Here is an 11,530-nt window from a genome sequence, read left to right as displayed (position 1 = left end):
GCTTTTCTCTACCATACGTATAGTGTACCTTTAAATCCCCTCTCTTTTCAAATCAAGTGATAGTGATTAACGTTTGAGGTGATAGGCTTTCTAGCGGGTAAAACTTTATACTTTCCTATTCTACAAGAAAGGGTCTGTGACCATCGATGGCGAAACCCTGGTAACAGCTCTGTATAATAAAATTGCTTTTATCCCTGACGCGTCCATCTCCCTGCCTCACTTTACGATTCAGGAAAGCATGGATTTCATGAATGTCTATTATGATACCTGGAATGCCAGACGGGCCAAGGACATTCTTAAATTCTTCAGGCTGAATGCTTCTGATAAATTGCGTGATCTGTCGAAAGGGAATCAGGCGAAAGTCAATTTGCTTCTGGGTCTGGCTCTCGATGTCGAGTATATTCTGATGGATGAACCGTTCTCCGGCATCGATATTTTTACCCGTGAACAGATTACCGAAGTATTCAGCAGCTATCTGGTGGAAGACAGAGGCGTGCTGATTACAACACACGAAATCAATGACATTGAACACCTTCTGGATAAAGTCATTCTGCTTGATGAAGGAAAAATTTATAAAGTATTCAATGCGGAACACATGCGTGAAACAGAAGGAAAATCTGTGATCGATGTCATGAGGGAGGTTTACACAGGATGAAACAATATATGAAATCATTACTTAACCTGACGGCGTTCGAGCTGGATCGTATCTCAAAGTTTCTCTATACTTTGCTCGGTGTGACCCTGCTGCTTAACCTGATCGGTTTCATATACCCACCTATGCGCTATGTCGGCCGGATGAATGAATACATGCAGACAGAATCAGTCACTGCCCAGCAGGCAATCGAGCGATTCGGCAGTTTCTCTTTTTACGACGTCACCAGTACACTGTGGCTCCTGGCACCCGCGACTCTTGGTATCAGTGGACTGCTTCTCTATTCCTTTTTTATCTGGTATAGAGAATGGATGGGCAAGAATACCTTTGCCTACCGCCTTTTAATGCTCCCAGTCCCTCGAATGCAGATCTTTTATTCGAAACTGTTCGTCATCTATATTGCCATCTTCAGCCTGATTGCTGTTCAGATCATTTCCTTGACTATCGGCTTTCAGATCGTTTCTGCTATCGTTCCTGACGACTGGCTGTCCGGCATGACTTTAGATCAGGCTCTTAATATACATCCACTTTTCACAGTGATCCTGCCGGTCTCTTCATTTTATTTCCTGTCAGCGAATGGAATCGGTCTGACATTCATGCTTGTGCTATTTACAGTGATTCTTTTGGAAAGGAGTTATTCGTTCAAAGGACTAGGATTAGGAATCGCCTATGGAGTCGTTACGGTTCTGATAGCGGTATTTCCAGCCTTCCTGCCCGATCTCGTGCAGAATTATTATCTTTTCTTCGATTCCGAAATTATGGCACTCATTATTGTTCTGATGACAATAATCGGGATAACTTCTCTTCTCATCAGCCGTCATCTGCTAAATAAAAAAATAACGATTTAGAAAGGAGCAGACACATGACAAAATATTCGAAACTGATCAGCTTTGTGCTTCTTTGTGTTCTGACTCTATCAGCTTTTGGGATCTACCAGATACAGGCGGGTACACGCTTGCCGGAGATTAAACTGGTCACTGAAGAAGGAAATGCCGATGAACTGGACGCTTTATTCTTTATAGGCAATATCTACAGCACTCAGTCCTCTGGAAGAAGCAGTACCTTCGAATTTAAGGATGGAGACTTCTCCTATCTTAATAACCGCTCCGTCTTCAGACATCTGGATTACGTATACAATCCCGTTGCCAACAGATATGTCAGTGACTACCGCTCCTTCATGCGAGGAAAGGCCAGAAATATAAGCAATTTCACCGAGACAGACGATGAGATCGTCTACACAGCTATGGCCAGCGATGTCAACTGGCGCAGAATGTTCGACGACAACATGCTCGATATCTCGCTGTTTGATAAAGACTCGGAAGAGGAGCAGTCTTATGAAGTAAGACTGGAAGGCGCTTCTTATCAAGGAGTTGTGGCCAGTTACTATCATGCACCTGAACTGACGATTGCGACTCAAGTTGCTGACGAACAGATGGGAAATGGATGGTACATCTATACCTTTAATTTCGATGAGCCGGAAGACACATTGTCTCCCGAAGTGAATGTCGGTCAGGCTCTTGACTCAAGCAGCGTTCAGATTTCTTTTTCTCCAACAGGAACCGAACGGTACATCCCGTTCAAATCCCTTCAGCCTGGTGAGGAAGACGAATATGGAGAAATCACTGACTACACGACAGACGCTTTTCATGTCTATGATATCCAGACCGGTGACTTTCAAGAGATTCCTTTATTCGAAAAAGGAGAGACCCTTGTCCTGAGCGAGGATGAACAGGTCATCGTTGGACAGGACCTTGGAGAAACGATTAACTGGCACGACTGGAATGTGACTGACGAATCATTAAACAAACTTGGTTCAACAGACATGATCACGCCTTCTATCGGCAGACTGCCTGTGTATTACTACAATCATTCATTTAATCAAGGCATGCAGCTGGTCAATGGACACGTTTATGCTTATGAAGACCATTACTCAGAGGACGGATATAGTCGTCCGATGTTCCAGGTCATTGACCTTGACTCGGTCAGTACTGACTTTTCCGGCTACTTCGGACTTGAAGACCGGGAAAATGACCGGTCGACCGAAATAATGCTCTTCGATTTCAAGATCAATCCTTTATAATTATGTCCCACCTCTTATAAGATAAACCGGCGGCCCCCTTCCCCGGTTTATCTTTTTTATTTGGAAGCGAATAGCATTCGCATCCATTTGAAGCTTTTCTGTTTTCAGTTTTGCTTCTTTTTGGCTGGCTTCTGCTGGTTATTTCTCTGGAATGGGAGGATGTGATGTCGAGCTGCTGTCTAGATGGAGCTGAGGCGGCTGTGCTATAGCTAAGCTGCAGTTGGATCTGCTTCTATCTCCAGTTTAGAATAGTTTGATCCTGGTTAAATAGAAGTAGACGCAATTTAATTGCATTTCAGCCTGCTTCACCTGAGTGATAATCAAGCTATAAGACGTCTACTTACAGTTTTAGAACTTATTGCACCGCTAACTGCCGCTAGAGCCTTCCTGGTGACACTTTTGCCGGAAATATTTCAAGGAAGTATAACTAGATCCCGTCTAGTTATACTTCCTTGATGTAAATTGGATAAGACATCCAGTTAATCCTCTTGTAACGAGAGTTTCTTCTATTAATGGATCTCTAAACTGTAGTAAGATCCGCACATACGGTAAAACAACTTCCGCTCCGATTGATTTCATCCATACTCAAACCTATTTTAGCCTTATATTAAACGTATCCAAGTCTCAAACCATCTGGCATTTTCAAACATAACTTGTTATACTATTTTAAAGTTAGCAAATGACTTTTACTCTGTATCAGATTGGGTGAAATAATAATTATGACAGAACACTTACGTGAATCAATTAAACAAAGCAAACGGGTCGTAATCAAAGTAGGAACCAGTACCATCATGTACCCGAATGGCGCAATCAACCTCCAGCAGATGGAAAAACTGTCCTTTGTCCTGAGCGACTTGAAGAATCAGGGCAAGGAAATCATTCTTGTCTCGTCCGGAGCGATCGGTGTCGGTCTGGCCCGAATGAATCTGACTGAACGTCCGGTCACGATTCCCGAGCAGCAGGCCATTGCCTCGATCGGCCAGACGGAACTGATGAGTCTGTACAGTCAGTTCTTCTATAATTACGGCCACCAGGTCGGCCAGGTTCTTCTGACAAAGGACGTAACTGATTTCCCGGTCAGTCGTCAGAACACGGTCAATACTTTCGAGCAGCTTCTTCTGAAACACGTGATTCCGATCGTCAATGAAAACGATACGGTCTCCGTTGAAGAACTGGATCACCTGACGCGCTTCGGGGATAACGACACCCTGTCTGCCATTGTTCTGGAACTGACCGATGCCGATCTGCTGGTCATGCTCTCAGATATCGACGGCTTCTACGACAAGAACCCGATGAAATACAAAGACGCCAGTCGATTCGATACAATCAGCGAAATCAACGACACCATTCTTTCACTGGCACAGGACTCTTCGACAAAGTTCGGGACCGGTGGAATGATCACCAAACTGAACGCAGCTCAAATCGTACTGGAAGCAAAGAAGAATATGATCCTGGCTAACGGAGAAGATTTATCTATTCTGTTCCGCATCTTGTCAGGAGAGAAAATAGGGACCCTATTTTCACCCTTTGATTAAGAAAACAGAACATCAGGAAGGATGACACAACATGACAAGCCTTATTGAACTCGGTCAGCGAGCTAAGAAAGCCGAGCGACAGCTTGCCCAGGCTACAACGAATGAAAAAAATGAGGCCCTCGCCCTTATGGCAGACGCCTTGATCGATTCAACTGACTTTATAATAGAAGAAAATAAAAAAGACACCGATCGGGCCAGAGAAGCCGGCATCAGTGATTCGTTACTGGACCGACTGACACTGACTGCTGACCGTATTGCCGCTATGGCTCAGGGACTTAAAGATATCGTCTCTCTGCCAGATCCAGTTGGTCTAGTGGACAGCATGTGGACCAATGACGCGGGCCTGAAGATCGGCAAGCAGTCGGTTCCGCTTGGCGTGATCGGGATCATTTACGAGGCACGTCCCAACGTCACTTCAGACGCAGCCGGACTCTGCTTCAAATCGGGAAACGTCGTGATTCTTCGCGGCGGCAAAGAGGCATTCAACTCGAATAAAGCCATCGTGCAGAGCCTGCGTCAGGCACTGGGACAGAGCACCCTTCCGACTGACTCGATTCAGCTCCTTGAAGACACCTCTCGTGAAACGGCCAGAGAGATGATGCAGCTGAACCGCTACCTTGATGTTCTTATTCCTCGTGGGGGAGCTAATCTGATCAAGGCAGTGGTCGAGAACGCGACGGTACCAGTGATCGAGACTGGAACTGGAAACGTCCACGTCTACATCGATCAGACGGCTGACCGTGATATGGCCAGAGACATCATCGTCAACGCTAAAACAGACCGTCCTTCAGTCTGTAATGCCGCAGAAACGTTGCTGATCCACAAAGATGTAGCAGAAGATTATCTACCAGTCATTGAAGATGCCTTGGCTGAATGGAATGTTGAACTGCGAGCCGATAACCGGGCTGCCGCTATTTTGAGTGAGTCCGTTCCGGCTACTGAAGAAGACTGGGCAACGGAATTCCTGGATTACATCTTGGCTATAAAAGTGGTCGATTCCCTGGATGAAGCCATTGCGCATATCAATCAGTACAGCACGGGTCACTCGGAAGCCATCGTCACGTCTGATTACTTTGCCGGCCAGCGCTTCCACCGTGAAGTCGATTCTGCAGCGGTTTATGTCAATGCATCGACACGCTTTACCGACGGATTCGAGTACGGATTCGGTGCCGAGATCGGGATCAGCACTCAGAAACTGCATGCCCGCGGCCCAATGGGACTGCCTGAACTGACCTCTTCAAAATACATTGTCTTTGGCGAAGGACAAATCAGATAACTAGAAAAAGACAAGCGCAATCCCTGAATGGGGATTCTGCTTGTCTTTTTATGTGTTCAGTCTTCCGATTCATCCATGAGCCTCTGCTGCGTCTCTTTAGTAATAGCCATCAGTGCCTGGTAGAAGTCTGATAGCTCGCGGTGGAAAGCTGGATTACTGAGCCGTTCGATGTTTTTCTTGATCACAGCTTCTTCTCTTCCTGCATCGAGAATAGGCAGATCATGTGCCTTCTTGTATTCGCCGACTTTCAGCACTGTTTCCATCCGTTTTTCAAATAAGGCCGTCAGCTGCTGATCGATCAGGTCAATCTCCTCGCGGCATTGGTCCAGTTCAGTCATTTAGTTTCCTCCCAGAATCAGATCGGTCAGCGCAATAGCCGTCACTGCTTCAAGGACGGGCAGGACGCGTGGAACGATACAAGGATCGTGGCGGCCTTCGACTTCTAGCTCGGCAGCTTTTCCTTCTCTGACATTGATCGTCTGCTGCTTTTTCTTGATCGATGCCGGTGGCTTGACTGCTGATCGGAAAACGATCGGCATGCCGTATGTGATGCCTCCGATGATGCCTCCGTTATTGTTCGAGCGCGTCTTCACCTGCCCGTTTTCATCGTAGTAGTATTCATCATTGGCTTCAGACCCTTTCATTCTGGTTATATCGAAGCCGGTACCGAATTCGATTCCCTTGATTGCAGGGACAGAAAATACGAGATGAGCCAGTGTAGACTCTACTGAATCGAAGAACGGATTCCCGTATCCTGCCGGGATGCCTAGCACAAAGGTTTCAACAACGCCTCCAACGGAGTCTCCTTCTTCTTTCGCTTCGAGAATAAGATCCCGGATCGCTTCTTTCTTTTCACCATCGAATAGAGGCAGCTGATCTTTCTTGAATGCTTCCGCCTGCTCGTGGGTGACTTCTTTCTGGTCCGCAAACCGCTCATCCTCAATGTTTCCGATTGACTGGATATGGGAGCTGACTGTTATGCCTTTCTGCTTCAGCCACTGCTGGCAGATGGCTCCGGCAAATACGATCGGTGCGGTAATCCGTCCGGAAAAATGTCCGCTGCCTCGGTGATCGTTATGACCTTTGTATCTCATTCGTCCAGGGTAATCTGCCTGACCCGGTCGCATGACATCCTTAAGTAAACTGTAGTCTTTTGACCGTGTATTTGTATTTCTGATAATGGCCGTTAGTGGTGCCCCTGTCGTTTTCCCGTCCAGGAATCCGCTCAGAATTTCCGGCAGATCTTTTTCTTTACGCGGCGTCGTCAGATCACTGCTGCCAGGTGCACGTCTGGCCATTTCAACTTGTACCTGGTCCAGATCAATTTCAAATCCTGGCGGCAGCCCATTAATTGTAATTCCTATGGCGTCTCCGTGAGATTCACCAAATAAAGACAGCTCAAGTTTTTTTCCCCAAATGCCACTCATTTAAATTGTCCTCCTAATAGTTTGAAGTCTTCCCAGAAATGCGGGTATGATTTTGCCACACATTCTGTGTCATTTATTGTAATAGGTTCTTCGCATCGCGTAGAGGCAATCCCCAGCATCATAGCCATCCGGTGGTCCCTGTGGCTCCAGACCGTCACTCCCCCTTTGAGCTGATCCACGCCTTGAATGACGAGACTATCGCCTTCAACTTGTATATCTGCTCCAAGCGCTTCGAGTTCTTTCTGCGTAGCTGCAAGACGGTCACTTTCTTTGATCTTAAGTCTCTCCAGATTGGTGAACCGCGTGTGACCTTTACTCAAAGCAGCTGCCAGAGCTGCTGTTGGAATGATGTCCGGAAACTGAGACCCGTCGATTACACGTTCTGTTTCATCAGACAGTTTATTCAGAATGTCCAGTATAGCCTTGTCCCCCTGCAGCGACTGACTGTCGAGCCCAGATAGACTGATATCATTTCCGATATGATTAGCTGTGAGGAAGAATGCTGCCTGAGAAAAATCGCCTTCTACAGCATAATCCGCTGCCTGCATCTTCTGATTACCCGGTATCACAAAAGTCTGGCCCTCATCCTCAACTTTGATTTCAAGTCCAAACAGATCAAAAACGTGTAAAGTCAGATCGATATAGCCTTTGGATTCAAGAGGCGTTGTCACGTAAATTCTGGAGTCGCCATTTAAAAAAGGCAGAGTCATCAGAAGGCCTGTGATGAACTGTGAGCTGATGTCTCCTCTCATTTCGATGGTATCCGGTGAAAGGTGTCCCCCAATGACAAGATCAAGACGCTCCGTGCCCTTTAAGTCGTAGTCCAGTCCCTGTTTTTCAAATAAATCTTTGTATGGCGTCAAAGGACGCTGACCAAGTTTCCCTCGTCCGGTGAAACGGGTCTTTCCTTCAAATAAAGTCGCTACAGGCACAAGAAATCTTAATGTCGACCCAGACTCATTGCAGTCGATCGTCCGAACTGGATCTGATTCTTTCCCTTCAGACTGATCATTCGCCACGCTTTTCGACTGAAGGCCGATACCCTGAATCGTGAGAGCATTTTCCTGCTCATTAATTTCAGCACCCATGGCACGCATTCCCTGAATCGTGGCTTTAATGTCATCGGAAAACTGAATGTTACTGATCGTGCTGGTTCCCTCAGCCAGTGCGGCACAAATGATCGCTCTGTGTGCCAGGCTCTTAGATGGAGGTACAGTCACTTCTCCTTGTAGTCTATTTGGTGTAAGTGTTAAATCCGTCAATGGTCCTGTCCTCCTGTTCTAAGTGAGTCAAAAAAGCTGACGTCTGTCTGATGAGTAGCTGCCGTGCCGATTGAGTTGAGAAGAACAACATGGAGCTGATTGTTGAGTTGTTTCTTGTCTTTTCTTACAAACGAAAGAATGTCATTATACACCTTTGTATCCTCCATCTCAGATGGCAGCCGGTGCATCTTCAGAACGCGTCGTAGCTGATCAGCTGTTCCTGTTTCAGTCAGTTCTCTGGCTTCGGAAATTTCGGTCAAGGTTGCCATACCGATCGCCACTGCATGTCCGTGTGTAATGTGTTCATAGTGATAGTAGGCTTCGATCGCGTGTCCGAGCGTATGTCCGAAATTTAGAAGCATGCGCAGCCCCTTGTCTTTCTCATCCTGCTCGACAACTTCTCGCTTGATGTCGCAGCACCTAGCAATGATCCATTCAATCTCTGTCATCACTGCATCTCTTGATTCAAGCTTTAAAAGACTGTCAAAAAAATCTGCATCCCAGATGCATCCGTATTTGATGACTTCAGCCATGCCGTCCGCAAAGTAGTGATCCGTCAAGGTATTCAAAACCTCCGGATCGATTATGACTTGTGTCGGATGATAGAAGGATCCAACCAGGTTTTTCCCTTCCGGCAGATCCACTCCTACTTTTCCGCCGACACTGCTGTCGACTTGAGCGAGCAGGGAGGTCGGGATCTGAACTAAATCGATACCTCTAAGGTAAGAGGCAGCCGCAAAGCCTGCTATATCACCTATTACGCCACCGCCTAAAGCAACGATCACATCGCTTCTGGTCAGTCCCGCTTCAATAAGCTGGGAAAAGATTTGGGGCATCATCGAGAGTGTCTTCGTCTGCTCACCCGGCTGCAGAACGATCATGCTGACTTCGAAGCCTTCATCAGCCAGCTGCTGTTCAACTGCAGCCCCGTAATAGCTGTCGACATTTCTGTCAGTGATGACGGCGACTCGTCGACTTTTAGTCAGTTGAGCCACTTCTTTCCCGACTTTCTGAAGCAGCCCTTTTTCAATTTTAATCGCATATGATACAGACGCCTGCGGCAAGTTGACGTTCAATTCATTCATCTGAATGACTCCTTAATTAGATACTTTCTGAGTGGATAGAGGAACAGTACGGCCTTCAACTGATGCCAGCTTCTCGGCTTTCTCCATCAGAAGTCCGAATTCGTCTGGTGTCAGGCACTGTTCTCCGTCGCTCCATGCGTTTTCCGGATCATTGTGTACCTCGATCATCAGCCCATCTGCTCCTGCGACGATCCCTGCTTTTGCTCCAGCTTCAACCAGGTAAGACATACCGCCCGCGTGGCTTGGATCGATAATTATCGGCAGGTGAGACAGTTTTTTGATGACCGGTACCGCCTGAATATCTAGTGTGTTACGCGTTTCCGGTTCGAACGTGCGGACGCCTCGTTCACAGAGAATAACGTTCTCGTTTCCTTCTGACATGATGTATTCCGCAGACATCAACCATTCCTTGTAAGTTGCAGACAGTCCACGTTTAAGAAGGACAGGGGTCTTCGTTTTCCCTACTTCTTTCAACAAGTCAAAGTTCTGCATATTACGAGCGCCGATCTGGATCAAATCAACGGATTCTACGAATTCATCGATCCATTTAGTCGACATCAGCTCAGTAACAATTGGCAGGCCTGTTTCTGCCTTGGCCGTCTGAAGCATACGCAGCCCTTCAAGTTCCAGTCCCTGGAAGCTGTACGGAGATGTACGCGGTTTGAACGCTCCCCCTCTTAAGAAATTGGCCCCAGCTTTCTTGATTCGTTTCGCTACGTCAACAATCTGTTCTTCACTTTCTACAGAACACGGGCCGGCAATAATCCCCAGCTGGTCTCCACCGATAGTTTCCTGACCAACTTCTATAATCGAGTTTTCCGGATGAAATTTACGGTTGGCCCGCTTGTACGGTTCTTCAACTCTGACGATCTGCTCGACTTCCGGACGTGCCTGTAGACGATGTGTAATAGCACTAGTATCTCCAATCACACCTAGAAAGTCTCGTTTTATATCTGAGAAATGACTGACTGATACCCCTTGTTCTTCAACCTTCTTTGTAATTTCTTTAATCGCTTTTGAACCTGTTCCCTGTTTTAATACAATAATCATTTTATTTTCTCCTCTTCATCTTTTATTTTATACAAGCACCAGACCATTTGAGGCTCATAACGCTCAACAATCTGATAATTGTCTTTTTTTTCCTTTTCAAACACATCTTCGCTGATAATCGTGTATTTCAGACCCATATTTTTAAAAGCAGTCCAGGCTTTGATCTTGCTGTCAGTGTAGGTGATCGGAAGTGTCTCATTCACTTTGTTCAAGTATTTTTCCAGAAAAATCTCTGTTGCCGGATGAATCATGGCGCTGTCCATTTTTCTGTCTCGATTTTCTACCAGAACCATCGGCTTGGTTTTCTTTGCGAAAACTTGAAGCAGCTCTATTTTCTCCCAATAATCGTAGTTGAATTCTTTCCATCCATAGGGTTTTCTGGCACTCTGAAAGGCTACGGGAAACAGAACGCAGTCGCCTTTGAGCCGTTCGAGTTCATGAAGGATGGTATCGAATGACGGATAGCCAACAATGTCATCCTCCTCTGCCTGTAGTAACGACTGGGCTGCGGCGTAACTGTCTGTACTTTCCGGCCCTAATGTGTGAATAATCATCTGATCTCCTCCACTGACATATCTTAGTAACTTGGTGTGTACAGTTGCTTCGTGTCAGACAACCAAATAAGCTGACTTGCCATCCCAACCGACTTCAGGATAAACAAAAAGCTGCATCCGGTTATCTGTTTTACTTAAACAGGATAATCGAATGCAGCGTTGGTTAAATTCACATATATAAATTAATAGTTCATTTATAGTGTGCGCCCATTCGATGTCCTGATGGAATCTATGGGGCACTGTTTTTTAAGACAGCTTAAAGTGCTCTAGCCTCCATAGATTGTTTCTAAAGAAGCTAAAGTAATAACGATTCAATTGTGGCGTGATTAAGTTGTTTAATTCTTTATTCATGTTAAACACTCCTCAATTGGTTTCAGTCATTAACTAACTGTGCTCACAATGTTAGCAAGTATAAAAATAAATGTCAAGGGATAAGTTAAAAATAATTATTGTTTCCTGAATAATTCATAGTACTTTGTCATAACAGGCATTTATCCCGCTTTGATAAGGTTTATCAATCTATTCCTTATTCACCCGTTGGGTGAAGAAAAAAATATACAAAAAGAGCACACTCTATGTTATTGTAAAGTCGATCAAAACAACAAAAAC

The 11,530-nt window shown here is 45.8% G+C and carries 10 protein-coding genes and 1 pseudogene; 5 read left to right on the top strand and 6 right to left on the bottom strand.

Annotated features, from left to right (window positions below; all coding sequences use genetic code 11):
- Positions 1–133: 133 nt before the first annotated feature.
- From ACYQ2O_RS07605 to ACYQ2O_RS07585, 5 genes and pseudogenes are all read left to right on the top strand, one after another.
- Positions 134–655, top strand: a pseudogene (locus ACYQ2O_RS07605) (ATP-binding cassette domain-containing protein); the annotation flags it as partial.
- Positions 652–1,500 (top strand): hypothetical protein, encoded by an 849-nt coding sequence (locus tag ACYQ2O_RS07600; RefSeq protein WP_346024453.1) that lies wholly within the window; start codon positions 652–654, stop codon positions 1,498–1,500. The pseudogene ACYQ2O_RS07605 and the gene ACYQ2O_RS07600, both read left to right, overlap by 4 nt.
- A gap of 14 nt (positions 1,501–1,514) precedes the next feature.
- Positions 1,515–2,732 (top strand): hypothetical protein, encoded by a 1,218-nt coding sequence (locus ACYQ2O_RS07595; protein WP_346024454.1) that lies wholly within the window; start codon positions 1,515–1,517, stop codon positions 2,730–2,732.
- A gap of 719 nt (positions 2,733–3,451) precedes the next feature.
- The gene (proB, locus tag ACYQ2O_RS07590; RefSeq protein WP_346024455.1) at positions 3,452–4,267 is read left to right on the top strand and encodes a glutamate 5-kinase; all 816 of its coding nucleotides are present in this window, start codon (positions 3,452–3,454) and stop codon (positions 4,265–4,267) included.
- Between the two features lie 31 nt (positions 4,268–4,298).
- On the top strand, positions 4,299–5,543 hold the full coding sequence (locus ACYQ2O_RS07585) for a glutamate-5-semialdehyde dehydrogenase (protein ID WP_346024456.1): 1,245 nt from the start codon (positions 4,299–4,301) through the stop codon (positions 5,541–5,543).
- A 56-nt stretch (positions 5,544–5,599) separates the two neighbouring features.
- On the opposite strand, the gene ACYQ2O_RS07580 is transcribed toward ACYQ2O_RS07585, so the two are convergent.
- The 6 genes from ACYQ2O_RS07580 to ACYQ2O_RS07555 are packed head-to-tail and all read right to left on the bottom strand — an operon-like array spanning position 5,600 to position 10,921.
- Positions 5,600–5,881 (bottom strand): chorismate mutase, encoded by a 282-nt coding sequence (locus ACYQ2O_RS07580; protein ID WP_346024457.1) that lies wholly within the window; start codon positions 5,879–5,881, stop codon positions 5,600–5,602.
- Positions 5,882–6,970 (bottom strand): chorismate synthase, encoded by a 1,089-nt coding sequence (gene aroC, locus ACYQ2O_RS07575; RefSeq protein ID WP_346024458.1) that lies wholly within the window; start codon positions 6,968–6,970, stop codon positions 5,882–5,884. It abuts the gene before it with no gap.
- Entirely contained in the window at positions 6,967–8,232 is a 1,266-nt protein-coding gene (gene aroA / locus ACYQ2O_RS07570; RefSeq protein WP_346024459.1) for a 3-phosphoshikimate 1-carboxyvinyltransferase, read from the bottom strand. The genes aroC and aroA overlap by 4 nt, the downstream gene beginning before the upstream one ends.
- Entirely contained in the window at positions 8,229–9,317 is a 1,089-nt protein-coding gene (gene aroB, locus ACYQ2O_RS07565; protein ID WP_346024460.1) for a 3-dehydroquinate synthase, read from the bottom strand. The genes aroA and aroB overlap by 4 nt, the downstream gene beginning before the upstream one ends.
- A 12-nt stretch (positions 9,318–9,329) precedes the next feature.
- Complete coding sequence (aroF, locus tag ACYQ2O_RS07560) at positions 9,330–10,367, bottom strand: 3-deoxy-7-phosphoheptulonate synthase (protein ID WP_346024461.1); 1,038 nt, start codon at positions 10,365–10,367, stop codon at positions 9,330–9,332.
- Positions 10,364–10,921, bottom strand: coding sequence for a hypothetical protein (locus tag ACYQ2O_RS07555; protein WP_346024462.1), 558 nt, complete (start codon positions 10,919–10,921; stop codon positions 10,364–10,366). Before ACYQ2O_RS07555 ends, aroF begins: the two co-directional genes overlap by 4 nt.
- Positions 10,922–11,530 lie beyond the last annotated feature (609 nt).

The sequence above is a fragment of the Alkalibacterium sp. m-11 genome (assembly GCF_054658155.1).
Note: the sequence above shows the minus strand (reverse complement) of the source record. Positions and strands in the feature narration are given on the sequence as shown.

Excerpts from the sequence above, each read along its gene's own strand:
- ACYQ2O_RS07600 (WP_346024453.1), top strand. The coding sequence starts at position 652 with ATGAAACAATATATGAAATCATTACTTAACCTGACGGCGTTCGAGCTG.
- ACYQ2O_RS07555 (WP_346024462.1), bottom strand. The coding sequence starts at position 10,921 with ATGATTATTCACACATTAGGGCCGGAAAGTACAGACAGTTACGCCGCA.
- proB (WP_346024455.1), top strand. The coding sequence starts at position 3,452 with ATGACAGAACACTTACGTGAATCAATTAAACAAAGCAAACGGGTCGTA.
- aroC (WP_346024458.1), bottom strand. The coding sequence starts at position 6,970 with ATGAGTGGCATTTGGGGAAAAAAACTTGAGCTGTCTTTATTTGGTGAA.
- ACYQ2O_RS07580 (WP_346024457.1), bottom strand. The coding sequence starts at position 5,881 with ATGACTGAACTGGACCAATGCCGCGAGGAGATTGACCTGATCGATCAG.
- aroB (WP_346024460.1), bottom strand. The coding sequence starts at position 9,317 with ATGAATGAATTGAACGTCAACTTGCCGCAGGCGTCTGTATCATATGCG.
- aroF (WP_346024461.1), bottom strand. The coding sequence starts at position 10,367 with ATGATTATTGTATTAAAACAGGGAACAGGTTCAAAAGCGATTAAAGAA.
- ACYQ2O_RS07585 (WP_346024456.1), top strand. The coding sequence starts at position 4,299 with ATGACAAGCCTTATTGAACTCGGTCAGCGAGCTAAGAAAGCCGAGCGA.
- ACYQ2O_RS07595 (WP_346024454.1), top strand. The coding sequence starts at position 1,515 with ATGACAAAATATTCGAAACTGATCAGCTTTGTGCTTCTTTGTGTTCTG.